22 protein-coding genes are annotated in these 20372 nt (G+C 55.3%); 8 read left to right on the top strand and 14 right to left on the bottom strand.

What is annotated here, in order from left to right; all coding sequences use genetic code 11:
- Positions 1–9 precede the first annotated feature (9 nt).
- Positions 10–381, top strand: a complete 372-nt coding sequence (locus IAE30_RS04020) for a RidA family protein (RefSeq protein ID WP_200677975.1) — start codon at positions 10–12, stop codon at positions 379–381.
- Here IAE30_RS04020 and IAE30_RS04015 read toward each other — a convergent pair.
- Complete coding sequence (locus tag IAE30_RS04015; RefSeq protein ID WP_200677977.1) at positions 368–796, bottom strand: NUDIX hydrolase; 429 nt, start codon at positions 794–796, stop codon at positions 368–370. The two genes, IAE30_RS04020 and IAE30_RS04015, sit on opposite strands and share 14 nt — an antisense overlap.
- A 73-nt stretch (positions 797–869) precedes the next feature.
- A complete protein-coding gene (locus tag IAE30_RS04010) occupies positions 870–2018 on the bottom strand; it encodes an MFS transporter (protein ID WP_200677980.1) in 1149 nt (382 codons plus the stop codon).
- Positions 2019–2116: 98 nt separating this feature from the next.
- On the opposite strand from IAE30_RS04010, the gene IAE30_RS04005 reads away from it, so the two are divergent.
- Positions 2117–2611: a MarR family winged helix-turn-helix transcriptional regulator gene (locus IAE30_RS04005; protein ID WP_200677982.1), complete on the top strand. Its 495-nt coding sequence runs from the start codon at positions 2117–2119 to the stop codon at positions 2609–2611.
- A 93-nt stretch (positions 2612–2704) separates the two neighbouring features.
- Entirely contained in the window at positions 2705–3244 is a 540-nt protein-coding gene (gene cybB, locus IAE30_RS04000; protein WP_200537834.1) for a cytochrome b561, read from the top strand.
- Here the strand turns inward: cybB and IAE30_RS03995 are convergent.
- Positions 3241–4083, bottom strand: coding sequence for an AraC family transcriptional regulator (locus IAE30_RS03995; RefSeq protein ID WP_200537711.1), 843 nt, complete (start codon positions 4081–4083; stop codon positions 3241–3243). The genes cybB and IAE30_RS03995 overlap by 4 nt on opposite strands.
- 109 nt (positions 4084–4192) lie before the next feature.
- On the opposite strand from IAE30_RS03995, the gene IAE30_RS03990 reads away from it, so the two are divergent.
- Positions 4193–5191, top strand: coding sequence for a class I SAM-dependent methyltransferase (locus tag IAE30_RS03990; RefSeq protein WP_200537710.1), 999 nt, complete (start codon positions 4193–4195; stop codon positions 5189–5191).
- On the opposite strand, the gene IAE30_RS03985 is transcribed toward IAE30_RS03990, so the two are convergent.
- The 8 genes from IAE30_RS03985 to IAE30_RS03950 all read right to left on the bottom strand — a co-directional run bounded on the left by IAE30_RS03985 (position 5175) and on the right by IAE30_RS03950 (position 12940).
- Complete coding sequence (locus tag IAE30_RS03985; protein ID WP_200677989.1) at positions 5175–5528, bottom strand: MmcQ/YjbR family DNA-binding protein; 354 nt, start codon at positions 5526–5528, stop codon at positions 5175–5177. The two genes, IAE30_RS03990 and IAE30_RS03985, sit on opposite strands and share 17 nt — an antisense overlap.
- Positions 5529–5642: 114 nt before the next feature.
- Positions 5643–7583 carry a methyl-accepting chemotaxis protein gene (locus IAE30_RS03980; RefSeq protein WP_200677991.1) on the bottom strand — a complete coding sequence of 647 codons (1941 nt, stop codon included), beginning with the start codon at positions 7581–7583 and terminating at the stop codon, positions 5643–5645.
- 241 nt (positions 7584–7824) lie between these two features.
- Positions 7825–8292 (bottom strand): heme-binding protein, encoded by a 468-nt coding sequence (locus tag IAE30_RS03975; protein WP_045815402.1) that lies wholly within the window; start codon positions 8290–8292, stop codon positions 7825–7827.
- Positions 8293–8357: 65 nt separating this feature from the next.
- The gene (locus tag IAE30_RS03970; protein WP_234472649.1) at positions 8358–9755 is read right to left on the bottom strand and encodes a cytochrome c; all 1398 of its coding nucleotides are present in this window, start codon (positions 9753–9755) and stop codon (positions 8358–8360) included.
- Positions 9755–11347: a GMC family oxidoreductase gene (locus IAE30_RS03965; protein WP_034829792.1), complete on the bottom strand. Its 1593-nt coding sequence runs from the start codon at positions 11345–11347 to the stop codon at positions 9755–9757. The genes IAE30_RS03970 and IAE30_RS03965 overlap by 1 nt, the downstream gene beginning before the upstream one ends.
- A 21-nt stretch (positions 11348–11368) precedes the next feature.
- Positions 11369–12025 (bottom strand): sorbitol dehydrogenase family protein, encoded by a 657-nt coding sequence (locus tag IAE30_RS03960; protein ID WP_200677993.1) that lies wholly within the window; start codon positions 12023–12025, stop codon positions 11369–11371.
- 2 nt (positions 12026–12027) lie between these two features.
- Complete coding sequence (locus IAE30_RS03955) at positions 12028–12504, bottom strand: heme-binding protein (protein ID WP_200677995.1); 477 nt, start codon at positions 12502–12504, stop codon at positions 12028–12030.
- Between the two features lie 37 nt (positions 12505–12541).
- On the bottom strand, positions 12542–12940 hold the full coding sequence (locus tag IAE30_RS03950; protein ID WP_200537701.1) for a DoxX family protein: 399 nt from the start codon (positions 12938–12940) through the stop codon (positions 12542–12544).
- 479 nt (positions 12941–13419) lie between these two features.
- On the opposite strand from IAE30_RS03950, the gene IAE30_RS03945 reads away from it, so the two are divergent.
- The 3 genes from IAE30_RS03945 (at position 13420) to IAE30_RS03935 (ending at position 16642) form a co-directional block, all read left to right on the top strand.
- A complete protein-coding gene (locus tag IAE30_RS03945) occupies positions 13420–14397 on the top strand; it encodes a hydroxyacid dehydrogenase (RefSeq protein ID WP_200677997.1) in 978 nt (325 codons plus the stop codon).
- Positions 14398–14400: 3 nt separating this feature from the next.
- Positions 14401–15093, top strand: coding sequence for an RraA family protein (locus tag IAE30_RS03940; protein ID WP_200537697.1), 693 nt, complete (start codon positions 14401–14403; stop codon positions 15091–15093).
- Between the two features lie 88 nt (positions 15094–15181).
- Positions 15182–16642 carry an MFS transporter gene (locus IAE30_RS03935; RefSeq protein ID WP_200537695.1) on the top strand — a complete coding sequence of 487 codons (1461 nt, stop codon included), beginning with the start codon at positions 15182–15184 and terminating at the stop codon, positions 16640–16642.
- An 80-nt stretch (positions 16643–16722) separates the two neighbouring features.
- Here the strand turns inward: IAE30_RS03935 and IAE30_RS30010 are convergent, their stop codons facing one another.
- The 3 genes from IAE30_RS30010 to IAE30_RS03925 are packed head-to-tail and all read right to left on the bottom strand — an operon-like array spanning position 16723 to position 18457.
- Positions 16723–17499, bottom strand: a complete 777-nt coding sequence (locus IAE30_RS30010; protein WP_234472650.1) for a PQQ-binding-like beta-propeller repeat protein — start codon at positions 17497–17499, stop codon at positions 16723–16725.
- Positions 17500–17550: 51 nt separating this feature from the next.
- Positions 17551–18222 (bottom strand): hypothetical protein, encoded by a 672-nt coding sequence (locus IAE30_RS30005; protein ID WP_234472651.1) that lies wholly within the window; start codon positions 18220–18222, stop codon positions 17551–17553.
- Positions 18185–18457 carry a hypothetical protein gene (locus IAE30_RS03925; protein WP_234472652.1) on the bottom strand — a complete coding sequence of 91 codons (273 nt, stop codon included), beginning with the start codon at positions 18455–18457 and terminating at the stop codon, positions 18185–18187. Before IAE30_RS03925 ends, IAE30_RS30005 begins: the two co-directional genes overlap by 38 nt.
- A gap of 718 nt (positions 18458–19175) precedes the next feature.
- Between IAE30_RS03925 and IAE30_RS03920 the strand changes: the two genes are divergently transcribed.
- Positions 19176–20282, top strand: a complete 1107-nt coding sequence (locus tag IAE30_RS03920) for a Fic family protein (RefSeq protein WP_082082055.1) — start codon at positions 19176–19178, stop codon at positions 20280–20282.
- Positions 20283–20372 lie beyond the last annotated feature (90 nt).

Here is a 20372-nt window from a genome sequence, read left to right as displayed (position 1 = left end):
GAGCAATCGATGTTGATACGCAAAAATTACCCGGAACTGGGGGAAGTGAAAGCGCCTTATGTGCACGCAGTAAAGCATGGCGACACCTTATATGTCTCAGGCTTAACGGCTTTCGCCACGCCCGCGCAGCAAGGCGATATTGCCTCACAGGCTGAGGCTATCTTTCAGCAGCTACACCTGATTGTGGCTTCCGAAAATACCTCACTGAGCAATCTGATTAAAGTGACCATTTTCATCACCTCCTTTGCCCAAATTAATGATCTGCGGGCCGTACTCTTTAAGCATTATGGCCATCATCTTCCCGCCAGTTCGCTGGTGCAAATTAGCCAGCTGTTTTCACCGGATCTGAAGGTCGAGATTGAGGCGATTATCGCACTGTAACCTGTGCAAGCTGCTGCAATTCGGCTACGCCATCGCGAGCAATCCATGTTTGCAGCGGCGCGAACAGCGGCTGCGGGAGCGCTTCAGGTGCAAACCACTGCCAGCCTTCGCACTTCTCCGGTTCCATCAACTGCGGTTCACCTTGAGGATGATGTGCCACCAGCAGCAAGGTGATGTAGTGTTTGTTAGCCTCAGGGAACACATCACTGGTGAACGCGCCGTTTTGCAATTCAGTCAGCGTTAATCCCGTTTCTTCAAGCACTTCACGTCGCGCGCAGTCATCCGGAGATTCGCCAAATTCCAGGTGTCCGCCAGGTGCCGACCAGTCCCCTGCACCGTGGCTGCCCTTGCGGCGGCCCAGCAGCAGTTTTCCTTCACGGAAAATCAATACGCCTACACCGACTTGTGGTGACATAAAAACTCCTGGTTGTGTTAATCGCCCGCAATGGTACGCGTTGCCTTAAACCTTCTGCAAGCCATGGGCAGAGTTATCGCTGAGGTTTGAAGCGTACTGCCATCATCATCAAAACCACAACCCCAACGCTCATGATGGCCCATGCGCTATTAAGTGAGTCGGCGCGATCGCGAACGATGCCCGCAATCAATGGCATCAACGCTGCCAGCAAATAGCCACCGCCTTGCACAAAGGATAACAAGCCCGCCGCCTCTTCCGGGGAGTGCGCGTGATCAAGCGTCACGATCAATGAAAGCGGGAACAACGCACCAATCCCCAATCCGAGTAGCACGGTGGGCAACCACGCCAGCGCGCCGCCCAGCCACAGCAGGCTGATTAATCCCAGCAGCAGGAGGGTCAGCACCAGCAGCAGTGGAGGCCGACGATCGTGGAAGCGATGGATCAAGCCAGACACAATAAAGCCTGCCACCACCTCGGTTAACGTCAGCGCACCGAGCACATAGCCGCTGTGCTGCGGTGTCCAGCCATGCTGCATGTAAAACGGTGGCAGCCACGCCAATACCAGCGTGTAAGCCCCCGTGCCAATCCCGAAGAACACCATGAGCAACCCATTACGGTTAGTTTGTACGGGTTTGGCACGCTGATCCTTCGCAGCAGGAACGCTGCGGCGCAACATGATTAGCCACAGCAGTACCGCAACGATCGCGGGGACAACCGGCAGTGCCAGTGCCATGCCCAGCCCCTGCGCATCCGCCAACGGGGCGGCCGTTGCAGCCGCTAACGCTGCACCCGCCATGATCCCGGTGGTAAACAGTGCCATTAACGTGCCGGCCTGCGCAGCAAAGTGCCGTTTAATCAGCGCCGGCATCAATGCCTGAATTAACCCAATCCCTGTACCCGCCACCAGCGCACTGGCAAGTAGCACCTCGACATTAGGAACAGCACCGCGAAGCAGGCAAGCCAATGCCAGCAGAATCAAACCTGCGGCGATCCCGCGAACCTCTCCGACAAAACGAAGCAACCATGGCCCCGCCAGGGCTGACACGCCCATCATCACCACCGGCAAGGTAGTGAGCAAACTGAGTTGGGTAGCGTTGAGGTGTGATTCGCGTTGCAGTAGCGGAAACAGCGGTCCAATGGCCGCCATAATCGGTCGTAAATTCAGGGCGATGATGAAAACCAGTAAGGCAAACATGCCTAAAGCAGGTAAGGTACGAGTCATGTTGCATCTCCATGTGCGTCAAAAGTATCTTAACGTTAAGATACTTTGCGGCCTTTCGATAGAGGGGTGCGCACAAAGCACCACATTCGAGAGGAAAAATGACCGACCACGTTGATTATGTTATCGAGCAGTGGGCCAATGCGATGCCGGAGTTGGATGCCTCCTCAATGGCGATATTTGGCCGCATGCTGCGCATTATGAAACACCTCGCCACCCGGCGCGCTGAGGCACTGGCTTCCTTTCACTTTCGCGAGGGAGAATTTGATGTGCTCGCCACGTTGCGCCGTGCGGGTGCACCTTATTGCCTCTCACCCACCCAACTCTACAAATCGCTGTTAATCACTTCCGGCGCGATGACCAATCGGCTTAATCGCCTTGAAGAGGTGGGATCCATTGAGCGCGTGGCCGATCCTGATGATAAACGCAGCATGCTGGTTGCCTTAACCGATGCCGGTCGTGAAAAGATTGAGCAAGCCCTGCTGGTTCATACTGCGACCCAACGTGATCTGCTGGCGGCGTTGAGTCTTGATCAACAACAGCAACTGCAGACGTTACTCAGCCAGCTAATGCAGACATCAGAAGCCCAGCGGTAAGTATTTCGTCCGTGGATGTGTCAAAATATGAATTAATTCAGTGCGCTTTCCGCTATGTTAGCGCTTCTGCTTTGCCTTCTGATGGAATAAATGATGAGCACCAAATACGCCCCCTCGCAGATTTTTCTTCACTGGCTGACCTTCTTGCTGGTCGTCACAGCCTATTGCACCATGGAATTTCGCGGGTTAGCGACGCGGGGATCCTGGCAGGGCTTTGCTATGATTATTGGCCATTTCAGCGCAGGGAGTTGTGTGCTGGTGCTGATGCTCTCTCGTATCATTCTGCGTTTTCGCCATCGCAGCCCAGCGATTGTACCGAAACCATCACACTGGCAGACTGGCCTGGCGCACCTGATGCATCTGGCGATCTACCTGTTCTTTATTGTGTTGCCGACACTCGGCATTTTGTCGCGCTTTTATATGGGCCGCACCTGGTGGATTTTCGGTATTCCTATGCCGGTGAGCGGCGACCCCGATCCTGACTTTGCTGACAGCATTGCGGACTGGCATGAAACGCTCGCGCCTTACGGTTACTGGCTGATTGGCATTCATGCGGTCGCGGCACTCGCCCATCACTATCTGTTCAAAGACAACACATTACTGCGCATGATGCCATCGCGCCGCTCGCGTTAGTCCTCTCTTTTGCGCCCGGTTATGGCACTGGCCGGGCGTCCAAAAAAGCGCTGAAACGCTACGCTGAAATTGCGCGGATGTTGATAACCTACCTGCCATGCCGCCTGTGCCACCTGAAATCCCTGTTCCAGCAAGCGATGAGCGTGCTCCATGCGCATCTGCAACAACATCGCGCCCGGCGTGCAGTGAAAATGCTGCTGAAACCCTCTTTTCAACTGGTAGTCACTTAACCCTGCGGCCAGCGCCAGCGCACTCAGCGAGAAAGCATCCGCCAGATGATTGCGCATCCAGTCGCGTGCCTGTTCCAGCCGTTCAATTATCTGTGGATGCAACTTGTGAAGCGTTTCCGTGGGTTGAAGCTGATGACGATGCAATGCCAGCAAGCTGAGCGCCTGAATTTCCAGTCGCAACGGATCTTGATGCGCTTGATTGAGTTGCGCAGCGGTAGCATGACCGAATCGGCAAAACAGATGGCGTTTGAGCTGTGGCTGTAGCAATCCTGCTGCCGCTATTTCACCAAAATAGTGGCGTACATTCGCGGCACTGAGGATCAGGCGCACCTGCTGCACCCGCTCACCTGCGCGATACAAGCGCTCGCCCTGGCTGGACTGAAAACTGGTGACGGTCAAATGCCCGGCGCTGAAGGCTATTTCACGTCCGCTGATTTCCCGAAAGCGGGATTCTCCCCGCAGACCAAAGGTCAGCACCAGCTGTGGCTGCTCGTGAGTGGGCCGTGAAGACTCACAGAGCGCCTCAACGGGCCAGTAATCGGATTGCACCATGCGCATATCTTGTGACAGTTGATGCTGGCGCACATACATCTCGCCGGGTTTCTGCATCCTTTCTCCTCCCGCAGAGTTAAATCACCGTCTTGCAGACAAATGAGAATAAATTGCATTTACGCGAAAGGCTAGTCTGATGTTCACGTTACCCGCTCAGGAGATTGCCATGCGTTACCCGCTAACTACCCTCGATCAACTGCTGGCTCAGCATGCCCTCAACGGCGCTGTGGCAATAGCATTTGAACATCGCTTGTTTGATTTTCTGGCGTTACCTGCCACGGCTGCGCAAGTCGCTCAACACTACGACTGGCAACCACAGCAGGCATATCATCTGTTACGTCTGTTATGGAGTACGGAATTACTGTCGCATGAAGCTGACTGCTTTGTACTGGCGCCGAATGTGCATGCCTGGCTGTGTCACGGCAGTCGCCGCTATATTGGTGACGCCTGGCGCTATCGTCATCAGGTGTTACAGCAGTTTGCTCAACGTTTGCCACAACTGCTGACCCAGGCGGAACCCGGCTGGCAGGATCCCTTGCAAATCGATACCGCGTGGGCGGATGCCGCCTTGCACCAAATCGCCCAGGAACAGCGCGCGCTGAGCGCGGACACCGCCTGCGCAATCGCTGATACCCTGGCTGATTTTCAGCGTCCGGCGCTGTTACTGGATATGGGGGGCGGACCGGGTCTAATCAGCATTGCGTTAGCCCAACGCTTCCCACAGCTTTCGGTGATCGTGTTTGACCTGCCCCAAACTGCCACCATCGCGCAGCGCAATATCGAAAAAGCCAGCCTAAGCGATCGCTGTTGCGCTCTGGCGACGTTTCCGAAAGAGCGGCAGGTGGACATCATCTGGAGTTCATCGTTTCTCTATTTTATGGCGGACAGACAGGCGATGCTGCGCGAGTGGTTCACGCGTTTAAAGCCAGGCGGATTGCTGATCAGCGCCCATGCAGAAATCCCAGTAAATCCAGAGGAAGCACGGCAAGTGCTGCCATTCTTTACCCCATTAATGATGAGAGGTTACAACGTCACAAATGAAGGGGTATTGTGCGAGGAATTACAGCAGGCAGGATTTGCTATTGAGCGCGTCCAGCGGATGCAACCGTTTCCGATGTCGCCGCTCGATGTCATCCTGGCGCGAAAACCTAAAACGTTAAGCTAAAGCTGTCGTCCAGCAGTGCAACAATCTCGCTATCCGGTAAGCCGTTTTCCAGCGTCAGGCTGATCCAGTGCTCTTTGTTCATGTGATAGGCCGGATAGACACCGTGCTGCTGGCGCAGGGAACCGGTAATTTCAGGACGGGTTTTGATATTCATCACCTGAACCATCGGACCGTCGGCCAAACCGAGTTTATGGCTCTCAAGCGGAAACACCAGTGCAAACCATTTACGGTGGCGTGGGTGCCGCAGAACCGCGTATTCACTGTGTTTTTTCCACGGATAGTCAGGTTCTATCTGGTACGTTTGGCTGATGTGGTCGAACAGTTGCTGACGATTCATGGTGGTTCCCGATGTGTGGAAGATATTGCCGGCCTTGCCCCAATAGCACAAGGCCGCACCTTACGTTATAAGGCGCGGCCTGTTGTGACAAGCTCTTCAACTCAGACGACTATCTCAACTCAACTGAAAACGTCCCACCGTTTGCGCCAGTTGTGCCGCCTGGTCTTCCAGCGAACTGGCGGCGGCAGACATCTGTTGCACCAGCGCGGCGTTTTGCTGCGTGGTGCCGTCCATTTCATTCACCGCGATGGTGACCTGGCTGATACCGCGCGCCTGTTCATCGGATGCCACCACAATCTCACCGATGATAGTGCGCACTGAGTTCACTGCCTGGGTCATCTCCTGCATGGTCTTACCGGCGTCCTGCACCAGTTGCACACCGCTGCCAACTCGCTGGCTCGACTCTTCTATCAGCGCCGCAATCTCTTTCACCGCGTTGGCACTGCGCTGCGCCAGATTACGCACTTCAGAAGCCACCACAGCAAAACCACGCCCCTGCTCACCGGCACGCGCCGCTTCCACCGCCGCATTGAGCGCGAGAATGTTGGTCTGGAAAGCGATGCTGTTGATGATGGCGGTGATATCGCCGATCTTCTTCGCGCTATCGTCGATCTGCGCCATGGTTTGTACCACTTCACCCACCAGCGATTCACCCCGGCTGGCGATCTGCGTGGCGTTTTCCGTCAACGCCGTTGCCTGATGCGCATTGTTGGCGTTGTGTTTCACCGTGGCGGTGATCTGCTCCATACTGGCGGCCGTTTGTTCCAGTGCCGCCGCCTGTTCTTCCGTGCGTGAAGCCAGATTCAGGTTGCCGCTGGCAATTTCGCCTGCGCCTTGCCGAACGGAGGAACTGGCATCCTGGATCTGGCCGACAATCTCGCGCAGTTGGTTTTGCATGGTATGCAGTGCATAAAACAGGCTGCTGTTATCACGCCCTTTCAACGTGATGACGTTATCCAGTTTGCCATCCGCCACCGCCAGCGCAATGGTCGCGGCTTCAAGCGGTTCGCCACCAATCGGCTTCAGTACTTTACGGCTGAATAACAGGCCCAGCAGTGCACAGACCACCAGAATACTGATGACCATCAGGATCACGGCGTTGACCAGTTGATGATGCGCCGCCGCCATCACTTTGCTGACCGGCGCAACCACCCCGAGATACCATTTCTGATCGCTATTGCCGATCACCACCGGCTGCCAGGTGACCAATGCATCTTCACCCAGTAACGCGTCATGTTGTTCCATGACGTCTGAACTGTAGTGATGGGTATCGCCTTTCCACGCTTTGCTGGTTTGGTTTTTATCCGGGTAAGACACCACATTGCCCGCGCTGGATAACAGCATGGCGTAGCCCACGCCTTCCCAGGGTTTGATTTTATTCACCCTTTCCTGCAACGAGGCCAGCGAAATATCTGAAGTCACAACACCCCACAATTTCCCCTGGCTGAGAATCGGCGCCGCCACGGACGTCAGCAGTGTTGGAACACCGTTATAGGCATAGCTGTAGGGTTCAATCAGGGTGTCTTTTTGACTTTTCTGTGGTAGCAGATAGTAGTCACCCTGGCCCGGTGTAAAGATCGACGTCAGTGGGTGCATCTTGAAATTGCCTGACTGATCGCGATCAACGAAGAAGGCATAACGGCCCTTCGGCGCAGCACCCGGCTGGGTAGCGAACTCGGCGTCGCGGCCATCGAAGGCGTTTTCTTCAAAGATCACTGAAATCGACAGGTAGTCAGGATTATCGCGCAGTGCCGACTCCATGACTTTATCGGCAACCTTACGATCCTGGATCCCTGCCGCTGGCAGCGCAATCAGGCTGTGCCCGAGGTTATGTGCCACGTCTCGTGCATAGCTGAGTTCCTGCTGGATTTGCAGCGCCTGGGTATGGGCAATTTGCTGCAGGTAGTTTTCAGCCAATGACTTCTGCTCGTTGCTGGACTGCCAGCTCAAGACGCCGATGGTCACGGCAAAACCGAGGGTGATGGTTAAGGCGCCCGTCAGCAGCATCTGCGTGCGGGTGCTCATTGTTTTCTTTGATGATGCAAGTTTGGCCATTATGGCGCTCCTGGAGTTGACACTTTTTCGGTTAAAAATGAACCACTCCCTGTGCACCTACATCCCTCTGTAGAGACTATCGGCGCGCGGCGCAGGAACTTGATGGGTGAGCAGGTCGGAGCAGAGCGTAATGAGAGGCTGATTCGCCGTGGGTTGTGTGGCACGGGCGGCCCTCAGGCCGCCCGCCGGTGCATCAGGAAGCACCTTTACGTCATGAACATCCAGGTAACGACAAGCACCGTTATTTAAAGCTTTCGCTCGCGGCTTTGGCGATGGCGATTTCATTTGGGTTAGCAGAGCCGCTGACACCCACGGCACCAATGGTATTGTTTTGCCACACCACCGGTGAACCACCGCCCAGCGGGATGACGCCCGGCAAGGTGGCAATAGCCGGTTCTTTACCGTTGGCGCGATCCATGTATTTGTCTGTTGGCGTGCGATACAACGCCGCCGCACGGCCTTTCAGAATCGAAGAATCGATGCAGCCGACAGGCGCATTGTCCATGCGGTTAAACGCCAGCAGTTGGCCTGACTGATCCAACACAGCAATGCAGACGTTGGCGTTCAGCGCATGCGCTTTTTCCTGCGCGGCCGCGATCAGCTTCTGCGCATCACCCTGCGAGAGAATGGTTTGCGTCAGGGTGGCCTGTGCGGCAGCAGAACCGAACAGTGCGGCGCTCAATAGCGCAAGGGATAAAGCCTTTTTCATTGAAGTCACTCCTTAAAGGGTCGTACCGTGATGAATGCGGGCGACCTCAACGTCGCCCATAAAAGTTATTTCCGGCGGCGCAGCACAAGGATCAACGCCGCAACCACCACCAGTAGCGCAACCCCACCACCGATGATGCTTAGCACATGTGCGTATCGCACCAGCCAGCTGCCGCTTTCGCCTTTCAGCGTTTGTTCCACATCAGCCGGAGTGATGACATGCTGCGGGTTGCCAAAGTTGGTGGAGACATAGTTCGCGACTTTAGTGAGTTCGGCCTGACTAAACTGGGTGCGAAACTCCGGCATAAAGGCGTGATCGTTGCCGGTCTGGCGATCCACGCCTTCCGCGATGGTCATGATCAGGTTGGCGGGATCGTCCGACAGCACCGCTGAAGATCCCACTAGCGCGGGATAGAAGCGCTGAGCATCGTGGGTTCCGCGTCCGTCACTGGCATGGCAAGTGGCGCAGGCACCGTTGTACAGTTGTGCCCCGCTCATGGCATCGCCTGAGACATAGTCCGTGATCTCATTTTTCATGCCGGTTTCGATGGCTGACAGCGGCGTGGCCTGCGGTGCAACAGAAGGCGCTTTACGATCAGCGCCGCCGATCGCAGGCACCTGCTTCAGATAATGTGCCATTGCCTCCAGATCGCTTTGCTGCATTTTCGAGAACGAGTTCTGAACCGCTGTACCCATCTCACCTGCGGCAATCGCTTTACCGTGTAGCGCGCCAGTGCGCAGATAAGTAACTATCTCCGCTTTGCTCCAGTCACCGATACCTGCTTGTGTATCTGGCGTGATATTCGGTGCTGTCCAGCTGCCAACCTTGCCGCCGGAGAGGAAACGATCGCCCTGTTCCGCCATCATGCCGTTACGTGGCGTATGGCAGGTGGAACAGTGCGCCAGCGTACGGACCAAATACTCGCCCCGTTCTGCACTCCCTGCTGCCGCATTGCTGCCCGGCACGGCCTTGCTATCCAGGAACAGCAGATTCCACATCGCCATCACCGGACGGAAGGAGAACGGGAATGGCAGATCGGTTTCGGGGGCCGGATGATCATCGGCGGGCACGCCCAGCATCAGATAGGAGTAAAGCGCGTGGATATCCTCATCTGACAGCCCGGCGAAGGAGGTGTAAGGCATAGCGGGATAGAGATAATGATTACCCGGTGCTTTGCCTTTGCGCATCACGTCGGTGAAATCCGCCAGGCTATAGTTGCCAATCCCGGCAGTTTTCGACGGCGTGATATTGGAGCCGTAAATCATCCCCATGGGTGACTGAATCGTGTAACCGCCCGAGAAGGGTTTACCACTGTGTGGATCGCGATGGCAGGCCGAGCAGTCACCGGCGGTGGCCAGATATTCCCCTCGCTTGACCAGATCCGGCGAAGCATCCTGTGCCTGCACAGCACCGGCCAGCAACAGGCTTGCTGCAGCCAGATGTCTGATAGGTTTGCGCATCATCAGATCTCCCTCGCGATGGTATCGGCCATACGCAGCGCCAGGGCGATGCCGGTCAGCGTGGGATTCACCGTCGCAGAGGTGGGCATCACGCCAGTGGTGGCGAGGAACAGATTGGGATGATCCCAGCTACGGCAATGCGCATCGACCACCGAATCTCGCGGGTTATCCCCCATGATGGTGGTGCCCATGATGTGATACTGATTACGCCAGCCAGTCGGTGCTTCAATGACTTCACCGTTAAAGGCCTGCAGGAAGTTAGCAAAATCCTTGTAAGCCTGAGGGCGCATACCGCGCACATAATCATCAAGATGGTAATTGACGTTGAGCATCGGCAGTCCAATCGAATCTTTGCGATCGTAATTTGGCGTCACGCGGTTGGTGGGACTCGGCAGCGTTTCGCTCATGGTACTGATATTCATGATGCGCGAAGCGCGGTCACGAATCGCATCATCCAGCGCTTGACCCATCATGCCCTGTTTTAGCAGCGGCACCGTGACATCGACGTTGGGCACCAGGTTACGCAGCGAATAGCGGATCGCCGAGTGCTGTGCGCGTGTGGCTTCATCACGACGATTGGCGATGGTGCCGTGCTGCACCGAACCACGCCCGGTCCACAGCGGTTCATCGGCAAGGAAAGTCAGGCTCAGACCAGTGTGATCCATCAGGTTACGACCGACCTGATCGGAACTGTTGGCCACATCGTTCATTAGCAGCAGCTTTGGCGTTTCCAGCCCGTGCGCAGCGATGATGAAGGTTTTCGCGGTGAGGCGCGTGTCTTTGCCATCGGGCTGACGATAATGCAGCGCGACGATCTTGTTACCTGCGCCTTTCTCCAGCTTCCAGGCTACACACTCGGTGCGCAGCTGCACGCCCAGCGCCACCGCTTTATCGACATGCATATCACCAGAATACATCGCGCCAATCGGACAGATCGGCTCACAGTTGTTGTTACCCGCGCAAGCCGGACGACCATCATAAGGCCGTGACACACGCGCGTGCGGCTCATGAATCACCTGATAACCCATCGGGCCCAGTTTTGACTGCATGCGCTGCACCATATACGGCTTGGCTTCCGGCGGCAGCGGATATTCCGCTGATCGTGGTGGATAGTGACCGCGTCCTTGCCCACTTTGATCTTCATCGGCGGTCCCTACCACGCCCACTTCACGCTCGGCTTTGACATACCAGGGTTCCAGCTCGCTGTATTCAAACGGCCAGTCGCGGCCAACGCCGTACACACTTTTCAGCTTGAAATCATTGGGCAGAAGGCGCCAGCAGGCCGATGCCCAGTGGCGCGTACTGCCGCCGGCTACGCGTAAATAGCTGGTGACATACTCGAAATCGTCATCCCCTTTGGCATCGATATACCCTTCGGTATAAGAGTTTGGTGCCCACGGCAGATTCGGATAAGGCGTGCACCAGTTACGTTTACTGGCACCGTTTCGGTAGTTTTCCACCACTTTCCAGCGCGGAATATAAGGCCCTGCTTCCAGCATAATCACCGACTTGCCCGCTTTCGCCAGCTGATAAGCGGCGTTGGCGCCCAGCGCACCGGAGCCGACGATCACCACGTCAGCATCAAATTCACTCATGATGTACCTGCTCGATTCTTGTTATAGGGTATTGTGCTGCGCCAGCATCGCCTCGGCTTCCACGAGGGTTTTGGCTTTGCCCTGCACCATCAGTAACCAGGGTGCATCAGGCTGTTTAATCTGCTTTGCGGCGACGGGCGATTGATCGCCCCATTCGCGGATCAAGCCGGGCATCGGTGGCGCGATCACGCCCGGTGGCACTTCGGCCCAGTAATCACCGCCCGCCCGCGCATAGCTGGGACGAATGGTGTGGTCACGCGTCGGTTCATACATCAGCGCCGACAGGAAGGTGACGAAGTGCGCGTCATCCACGGCTTTGGTGGTGGAGGGATGGCCGGTGTAACCGAGATACCACGGCGAAATAATCGTCAACGCCGTTTTGACATCGGCATCATCAAGCTGCGCGACGATCTGCTCACGATCTTCGCTGTGCAACGCATTGAGGCGCGTCATCAGGCGCGCTAACTGAGCCGGGAATCCTGCATCCTGCTCACACAGCAGCGTCCATAATCGTTCAGTGATGCCGATATCGAGGCCACGGCGTCCGGTTAACAGTTCACTGGCGCGCAAAAGCAATGCCTGAGAGGCATCGGCAGGTGCGGCTAACAGCGGTTGCAACGGGATAGAAACGATGACCGGTGTGGCCATCATCAGCTGTAAAAAACGTCTTCTTTCCATGGCTAACCTGCTTTCAGCGCGGACAGCGCGCCCTGCGCCGCTTCCGCATCCACATTGCCATCTGGCGTGCTGACACCAATAGCGCCCACCACCACGCCGTTCACTTTCACCGGCTCACCGCCTGGCAGCGGTACCACCACCGGATTACCGAGCATGCCGACATTTCCGGCAGCGATTTTCTGCTGAAAGTTGGACGTCGGCACCCCAAAGGCGGCGGCCGAGTGCGCTTTCTTCGGCGCGAGTTCGCTGTTCGCCAGCGTGGCGCCATCCAGACGCTCATAGGCGATCAGCTGACCAAAAGGATCGACCACGGCAATCGCGCCGCCGATGTGATGGCTACCGATAATCTGTTCGGCTTTCGCTACCAGCTGTTGCGCCTGGTGATGGGTTAATACGGCAACCTGGTTAACGGGTTCGGCGGCCTGGCTCGCGGCACAGAAAAGTCCACCGCACAGCAGCACTGTCGGGAGTTTTTTCATGGATGTTGTCCTGAAATATTAAGGTTGAAGGAGAAACTCAGTGGCGTGCTAGACGTTGCTGAATCAGATGATCGAGGCTCCATTTACCGCCGCCGTTCAGACACAGCATCAGGAAACCGGCAGCGCAGGAGATATTTTTTAACCACACCATCAGGTGTGCGTGGCTGTATCCCTGATAGAACAGGAATCCCGCCAAAACCGAGAACACCGCCATAAAAATGGCGGTGAATCGCGTCAAAAAACCAAAGGCAATTGCCAGACCGCCGCCCACTTCCAGCAAGATCACCAGCGGCAGGAAAAAGGCCGGTACACCGCTGTCCGCCATGGTTTGCAGGTTGTCTGCGTAATGGGTGATTTTGTCGAGACCGGAAGCGAAGAACAGACCCACCGCCATAACGCGGCCGAGCACAGCGAGGAGATCTTTCGTATGAGTCATGATGTAACCGTTCTATTATCTAGTTGTTAATGAACCAAACGGTACACTCTATAACTTTAGTTACATTTATCATTTCGTGCGGCTAAAAAACGCCCGGCGCATGAGTTGTGCAACTTTGCAGCGCACTTTGCTCAATTCAACGACGATAAAATAACTGCAAGGTATCAGGGTGCTGAGGATGATTTTTGAAGTGGATCACACTATTTATGCGGCCTTTTAACTGGTGATATGCGGTAGAGCGCTCCGCTAACTCTACGTTTTTAACGGTTTTTTTAAGTAAAAATCCTAAAGCGTGTAGCAAAGCACAACTCCAGCCATGTGCGATCTGTTTGTTAACAAAAAAAAAACATTGTGCGGTTTGGCGTTTCAACTCGCGTCACTCGTTGTTATTCCCGATAGGAATGAATTAATAACCTTCGCAGAATATTTTTTATCGGTTGTCGATGCCAGGATGACGTAAACCCTATCGGAGAACCGACATGACTTATCGCTTTCTCGTGACCACAACGAGCCTCGGCCAGGGAGGCCGTCAACTGCTCGCTGAAGCAGGCTGTGTGGTCGATTATCTGGATGACGCCAATAACGTTGCGGAAGTTGAACTGCGTATGAGCAGCGTGGCGTATGACGCCGTCATATCGCGCACCGTTGAATTGAACGCGAAAGCCATCAACGCCTGTCCGACGCTGAAAATCATCTGCAAACACGGCGTTGGCGTCACCAATATTGATGTGTCAGCGGCTACCGAACGCGGTATACCGGTGCTGACCACGCCAGCGACCAATGCCCAGTCTGTTGCCGAGTTGACGCTGGCACTGATGCTAAATTGCGCGCGGCGTCTGCCCTATTTCCAGCAGGAAGTCGCTGCCGGACGCTGGACCCGCAGCGGCGATGGCGAAGAGCTACAGGGCAAAACCCTGGGTCTGGTCGGCTTCGGCGAAATCGGCCGACGCGTGGCACGGTTCGCGCGTGTGATTGGGATGCAGGTCGCATTTTTCGATCCTGCCGCCCCGGCTGATGGCGACTTTGAAGGTGCGCAGCGCTGTGCTTCGCTGGACGATTTACTGCCGCTGGCGGATGTATTGAGCCTGCACTGTCCGGTCACGCCCAAAACCCGCCTGATGATCAACGCGCAACGTCTGGCGCAGTTGCCCGCTCACGCCACGCTGATCAATACCGCGCGCGGCGAATTGATTGATGAGGATGCGCTGGCTGCCGCGCTACAAAGCGGACAACTGCGTGCCGCAGCGCTGGACACGGTGACAATTGAGCCGCTGGCTGCCGACCATCCGTTCCGCGCGCTCAGCAATCTGATCGTGACTCCGCATATTGGCGGTTCCACCCCGCAGGCACTGGATGCCGTTGCACAAAGTGCAGCACGCCAATGTCTGGCATTTCTTGATAACCAACAGATCAACCCATCCGCCTGCGTCAATCCGCAGGTGTTAAACCGGAGTTAACCTATGACCATCCATAAAGACTGGCCGATTGGCTATTTCATTGGTGAGCGCGGTGCGCCAATTGATGCGGGCGTGATTGATGCCTTCCGTGCACTGCCCGTGCCAAACATTGGCGACTCCATGGGACGCAGTGTCGGTGCGCTGGGCTTACAGGCGTATCACAACGATGCCAATCTGGTGCTCTGCGGCCCGGCGATCACCGTGAAAGTCCGTCCAGGCGATAACCTGATGATCCATAAAGCGATCGAAATGGCGCAGCCAGGCGATGTGATCGTTGTTGATGGGTCGGGGGATCTGACCCAGGCGTTAATCGGCGGCTTGATGCGCACCTCTGCCATCACCAAAAAGATTGCCGGTTTCGTGATTGATGGTGCCGTGCGCGATCTGAATGAATGGGCAGAAGGCGGTATTGCCTGCTGGGCACGCGGCAACACTTTGCGCGGCCCTTCCAAAGAAGGTCCAGGTGAAGTGAATACCCCGGTGCACTGTGCGGGACTGGTGGTGTCGCCGGGCGATTTGCTCGTGGCTGATGCCGACGGCGTGATTGCTATCCCGCAGGATGAGCTGAGTGTGCTGCTGCCTCGCGTGCAGCAACATGCACAGCGTGAGGAGAAGATCCGCGCCAGCAACGTAGCAGGCAACAACGATCCTGAGCGCTTCAACGCCATTCTGCGCGCGAAAGGCTGCCCGGTATAACGCTATAGCCTGAATCACCTGTGTTATCGGGCGCGGCCATCCGGCCAGCCCTTAACAAACCATTATAAAAACAACGGAGTACCCTACCGTGCTGAAAAAAATTTCGCTGAGCGAGTCGATCCCCCCGCCGATGACCTGGCGTGACAACTTCACACCAGAAGAAGGTAAGGCATTTGGTGCGCAACTCTCTGCGCGTCTGGAACGCTTACCTGCCGCCCGCCCGCTGTGGCTGATTATCTTTGCGCTGGCATTGGGAGGCTGGTTTGAAGTGTATGACGTGTTCCTGACCGCCTATATCGGTCCCGGCATGGTTCGCGAGGGGATCTTTTCTCACGGTAGCCATAACTTTTTTGATCCCCATAGTCTTGGTGCGTTTGTCGCGGCGATGTTCCTCGGGGTTTTCCTCGGCACCTTGCTGATCGCCAATCTGGCTGACCGCATCGGGCGCAAAAAGGTGTTTATTATCGCCTTGCTGGTTTACGCGGTGGCCAGTGGCATTATGGCGTTTCAGCACCATCCGTTTTCCATTGTATTCTGGCGCATTGTGTCGGGTATTGGCGTCGGCGCCGAGCTGGTCACCATTGATGCCTATGTCTCCGAATTTATTCCGGCACGCCTGCGCGGCCGATCCTATGCGTTTGTGCAGGCCATCCAGTACACCTCGATCCCGACCATCGCTTTTCTTTCATGGCAGTTGGTCCCACAGGAAATTCTCGGCCTGAGCGGCTGGCGTTGGGTGGTGTTATTTGGCTGCATCGGCGCGGTGCTGGTGTGGATCCTGCGTATGGGATTACCCGAAAGCCCACGCTGGCTGGTTGAGCAAAGCCGCTACAAAGAAGCGGAAGACGTGGTACGCCGACTCGAAGCGCGTGTGGCCAAATCCACCGGTTCCGCGCTGCCTGCGATTGACAGCCATCTGTTGCAGCCTACTGAATCAAAACCGGCTGCAAAAAACGAAATGTGGCGTCCGCCGTACCGTCGTCGCACCATCATGCTGCTGGTGTTCAACTTCTTCCAGTCGATTGGCTATTACGGTTTTGCCAGTTGGATCCCGACACTGCTGGCAGCCAAAGGTGTGACCTTTACCCACAGTTTGCTCTATTCCTTCCTGATTGCTTTTGCCAGCCCGTTGGGGCCACTGGTGGCAATGACCTTTGCCGATCGCATTGAGCGTAAGTGGCTGGTGAGTGGCTCCGCGCTGGCCATTGCCCTCGTCGGCACGGTATTTTCCTGGCAGTCGCAACCGGTGATGCTGGTGACCTTGGGACTGCTGCTGTCGCTGGCCAGTACCTGTATGACGTTTTCTTACCGCGCCTATCAGGCTGAACTGTTTCCGACGCGTTTCCGCGCTAAAGCGATTGGATTGGTCTATTCGGTGAGTCGTATCAGCGGCATGCTGTCGGGCTTTACCATTGCCTGGGTGCTGAGTGAGATGGGGGTGAGTTCAGTGTTTGCCGTGATTTCCGGTGCGATGGCGATTGTGGTGTTTACCATCGGTGTATTTGGTCCGCGTACGCTGAATCGTCGTCTGGAAGAGGTGAATCCCTAAGGACTGATGACCAAAGAGATGTGATGCCAGGATGTATATAGCGGGATTAGGCAGCAGCCTAATCCCGTTTTCAATGGTGGTTATTTCTGTTCAGGCAGCGCGTACGCCAGCACATAATCGCCCACCGGCGTCTCCATATAGTGATGCCCGGCGGCAACAATCACCAGATACTCACGCCCATTTTGCGTGTAGATCATCGGGTTGGCCTGGCCCCCTGCGGGCAGTTCTGTGCTCCACACTTCCTTACCGGTTTTCATGTCGATGGCGCGAATTAAGTCATCGGTAGCGGCCGCGACAAAGATCAGCCCGCTGGATGTCACTACTGAACCGCCATTATTCGGCGTACCAATATTAATCGGCAATCCGGTTGGCAGGCCAAACGGACCATTACGACGTGCGGTGCCCAGTGGACGATCCCAGACGGTGCGTCCATCACGCAGATCGATGGCACGTATACCACCATACGGCGGCTCTTTATACAGCATTCCTGTGTACGGCAAGCGCCAGCCCGCATTCACGTTCACCGCGTAAGGCACACCGATTTGTGGATCGCCTGCCCCTTCCGCATGGCCGGTATCGTGTGGGTTATACGGAATTTCATCACGAGGTTTCCAGCCCAACGCATCGGCTTTGGCGCGCGGCACCAGAATGTTGTAGTTCGGCATATCGTTGTAGTTAGCAATGATGATGCCACGCGTCGGATCCACCGCCACGCTGCCCCAGTCAGAACCGCCGTTATAACCCGGATACTCTATCGAATGACGATCGGCTTCCGGCGGCGTGTACTGCCCTTTATAACTGGCTTGCTGGAACTGAATGCGGCACACCAGCTGATCCACCGGTGTTAAGCCCCACATGTCCTGCGGAGTGAGGTCCGGTTTACTCAGGTGATGGAACAACGAATAAGGCTAAGTTGGCGAACACTGGTCCGGTTCTACACCGCCGCCGGGCACCGGACGTTCCTCCACACCAAACAGCGATTTACCGGTGCGGCGATCCAGCACATAAATTTCACCCTGTTTGGTCGGCATGATAATTGCCGGCGTTTTACCGCCGTTTTTATCCGGATAATCCACCAACGTCGGCTGAGAACCGGGATCATAATCCCAGACATCTTTATGCGCGGTCTGGAAAGTACAGGCCGGTAAACCGGTATCGATATTCAATGCAGTCAATGAGACTGAATACTTATTCTCGGCAGGCGAGCGCGTACCGCTCCAATAGTCACCCGATGAGTTTCCGATCGGCAAATACACCAATCCTAATTTGTCATCACCGGTGAACGAGGTCCAGACGTCGGGTGAACCGCGTTTGTACGCATTGGGTCCTTTCTTCGGTGTGGCGGTATCCGGATCGGCAGCATCCCACGCCCACTTCAGTGCGCCCGTGCGCACGTCATAAGCTTTGATCACGCCTGGCGGGCCGAATGCGCGCTGGCCATCGATCGTCTGATGTCCCACCACCAGAGTGTCACGCATCACTACCGGCGCTGAGTTGATGGCCACATAGCCATCGTAGATTTCTCCCATATCTTCAGCGAGATTAACCGTGCCCTGATTGCCGAAACTGCGTGCCCACAAATACCAGTGCGAACCAGCCTGCACCGCTGATGCGCTTCATGAATATCAGTACAGCAGGGATGATCAGCCCTATGCCGGCCAGCACGTAGTACCAATTTCCGCCTAATGCCACGAGCCAGCCCCCTCCTGCGGCCAGGATAATCCCCAGCAACAGCAGAATAAGGGCAAATAATTTATTCCAGAACGAAAGTCTGGGTATTGGGTTTGCGATGTTCAAAATAATGTCCTTTGCCATAAACGATTGCAGGATTGTGTATTTTTTAAACTCCGCGATTAACTTTAGAATATTTCGAGGGTTATGCCGGGGTATTTGGCAAATATGCTAAATAAGCGGCACTTTTTATCCGCTTATATTCCTTATAGTTTCTGTGATAAATAGTTTACTGAGGTGGGGGCAAACACCCTTATCCTATCCCGATCAATTTTTGTCTGTGCATTTCCGCGACAAAATCCTGCTGTTTTTGATCTGGCGCAAGATCGCTATCTCACCATCCTGTCAGCTTATTCCTTACAGGGCGCATGACGCCAAATAACAAGAGGAATGCAGCATGACAGGTAAATTAGGCTTAGCGGGATTGTTACTGGTTTGGCTGGTGTATGTGGCGTGGATGGTGAGCTATTACTCTGGAACATTTTCACTCTTCACACATTAATCAACTCTCCATCACTTCTACAACGATAGTCACTTCATTTTCCCTGATGGCGGCGCTCAGGTCGCCATCTGGCACACACACCCTTTCCCGGCTCACCTAAAATTTCAGCCTGAAATCGCCACCTATTTTGCCTTCTCATGCGGCTTACATTCGTTTGTGGGCTGAGTGAACTGGCGTTTGAGCCGATTAAGCAGTATGATTCAACTCATCATGTGAGCCGAATAAGGTGGCTTTATGGCTCAGTCAATGAGCCTAATCGCCTGACTGTTTGGCTCACTGGCAAATGAGATGAGGCATGATATGTGGATATGGCAGCAGCCTGAATGGCCAACATTTCACTGGCAGGAGGAAAAACTTCTGCCGCGATTACGCTATCTGCAGCAGCAACGCGGTATTTTGCTGGGACGGGCGAGCATATCGGATAACGCCGATACGCAAACGCTGAATACGCTACTCGCCAATATTCTGTCTTCCTCCGCTATCGAAGATGAGCGCGTCAACGCCGAGTCAGTAAGATCTTCCCTTGCGCGGCGTTTAGGCGTTTCGCTGGAGCAGCCTTATCCCGTATCCGAACGTTCCGAAGGATTGGCCACCATGATGATGGATGCCATCACCCAGCGCGATGAGCCTCTCACGTTTGAGCGGCTGTGTCTGTGGCATCAGTGGCTTTTCCCGGCGAGTGAATGGACGATTAAGCGTTTAAACGTGGGCGGTTTGCGCGGTGAAGAACCGATGCAGGTCGTATCCGGACGCATCGATCGTCCAACTGTCCATTTTGAAGCGCCACCGCGTGACGGGCTTGAACGGCAGCTTGATCAGTTTATTCGCTGGTTTAATCAGAGCCATGACGAGGTCCAGCTCGATCCATTGCTGCGCGCCGCCATTTGCCATCTGTGGTTTGTCACGCTGCATCCCTTTGATGATGGCAACGGCCGTATTACGCGTGCACTGACGGATTTGGCGCTGGCGCAAGCAGACAGCCAAAGCATCCGGCTATATGCCATGTCGTCATCGATTCTGACCCGGCGCGCGGATTATTATCGGATTTTACAAGAGACACAGCGTGGCGATTTGGACATCACTGCCTGGATGCTGTGGTTCCTCGACGTGCTCAATGACAGCCTGGAAGAGGCACTGGCATCGGTCACGCGCATACAAAACAAAGCGAAATTCTGGCTGATTCACCATAATGCCCAATTGAACGCTGAGCAAAATCGCGTATTGAATCGCTTGCTGGATGGCGGTGAACAGGGATTTGAGGACGGCATTAGCGCCAGCCAATACCAAAAAGTGGCCAAGGTCAGTAAGGCGACGGCGACGCGCCATTTGACGGAATTACTGGAGAAAGGTTGTCTGGAGAAATTGCCGGGCGGTGGGCGCAGCACGCGTTATCAGATCAAGCTGTAGAGGATCAATGAGGCATCGGGAGCGACCTTCTCGCCGCTCCCAGTTTTCAGCTTTCAGCACTCAGCACTCAGCACTCAGCTTTCAGCTTTC

Source organism: Pantoea sp. S61, assembly GCF_016625145.1.
GTDB classification, from domain to species: domain Bacteria; phylum Pseudomonadota; class Gammaproteobacteria; order Enterobacterales; family Enterobacteriaceae; genus Pantoea; species Pantoea rwandensis_B.
This window is presented reverse-complemented; position numbering and strand designations above follow the sequence as displayed.

Excerpts from the sequence above, each read along its gene's own strand:
- IAE30_RS04020 (WP_200677975.1), top strand. The coding sequence starts at position 10 with ATGTTGATACGCAAAAATTACCCGGAACTGGGGGAAGTGAAAGCGCCT.
- IAE30_RS04015 (WP_200677977.1), bottom strand. The coding sequence starts at position 796 with ATGTCACCACAAGTCGGTGTAGGCGTATTGATTTTCCGTGAAGGAAAA.
- IAE30_RS04010 (WP_200677980.1), bottom strand. The coding sequence starts at position 2,018 with ATGACTCGTACCTTACCTGCTTTAGGCATGTTTGCCTTACTGGTTTTC.
- IAE30_RS04005 (WP_200677982.1), top strand. The coding sequence starts at position 2,117 with ATGACCGACCACGTTGATTATGTTATCGAGCAGTGGGCCAATGCGATG.
- cybB (WP_200537834.1), top strand. The coding sequence starts at position 2,705 with ATGAGCACCAAATACGCCCCCTCGCAGATTTTTCTTCACTGGCTGACC.
- IAE30_RS03995 (WP_200537711.1), bottom strand. The coding sequence starts at position 4,083 with ATGCAGAAACCCGGCGAGATGTATGTGCGCCAGCATCAACTGTCACAA.
- IAE30_RS03990 (WP_200537710.1), top strand. The coding sequence starts at position 4,193 with ATGCGTTACCCGCTAACTACCCTCGATCAACTGCTGGCTCAGCATGCC.
- IAE30_RS03985 (WP_200677989.1), bottom strand. The coding sequence starts at position 5,528 with ATGAATCGTCAGCAACTGTTCGACCACATCAGCCAAACGTACCAGATA.
- IAE30_RS03980 (WP_200677991.1), bottom strand. The coding sequence starts at position 7,583 with ATGGCCAAACTTGCATCATCAAAGAAAACAATGAGCACCCGCACGCAG.
- IAE30_RS03975 (WP_045815402.1), bottom strand. The coding sequence starts at position 8,292 with ATGAAAAAGGCTTTATCCCTTGCGCTATTGAGCGCCGCACTGTTCGGT.
- IAE30_RS03970 (WP_234472649.1), bottom strand. The coding sequence starts at position 9,755 with ATGATGCGCAAACCTATCAGACATCTGGCTGCAGCAAGCCTGTTGCTG.
- IAE30_RS03965 (WP_034829792.1), bottom strand. The coding sequence starts at position 11,347 with ATGAGTGAATTTGATGCTGACGTGGTGATCGTCGGCTCCGGTGCGCTG.
- IAE30_RS03960 (WP_200677993.1), bottom strand. The coding sequence starts at position 12,025 with ATGGAAAGAAGACGTTTTTTACAGCTGATGATGGCCACACCGGTCATC.
- IAE30_RS03955 (WP_200677995.1), bottom strand. The coding sequence starts at position 12,504 with ATGAAAAAACTCCCGACAGTGCTGCTGTGCGGTGGACTTTTCTGTGCC.
- IAE30_RS03950 (WP_200537701.1), bottom strand. The coding sequence starts at position 12,940 with ATGACTCATACGAAAGATCTCCTCGCTGTGCTCGGCCGCGTTATGGCG.
- IAE30_RS03945 (WP_200677997.1), top strand. The coding sequence starts at position 13,420 with ATGACTTATCGCTTTCTCGTGACCACAACGAGCCTCGGCCAGGGAGGC.
- IAE30_RS03940 (WP_200537697.1), top strand. The coding sequence starts at position 14,401 with ATGACCATCCATAAAGACTGGCCGATTGGCTATTTCATTGGTGAGCGC.
- IAE30_RS30010 (WP_234472650.1), bottom strand. The coding sequence starts at position 17,499 with ATGTGGGGCTTAACACCGGTGGATCAGCTGGTGTGCCGCATTCAGTTC.
- IAE30_RS03925 (WP_234472652.1), bottom strand. The coding sequence starts at position 18,457 with ATGGCAAAGGACATTATTTTGAACATCGCAAACCCAATACCCAGACTT.
- IAE30_RS03920 (WP_082082055.1), top strand. The coding sequence starts at position 19,176 with ATGTGGATATGGCAGCAGCCTGAATGGCCAACATTTCACTGGCAGGAG.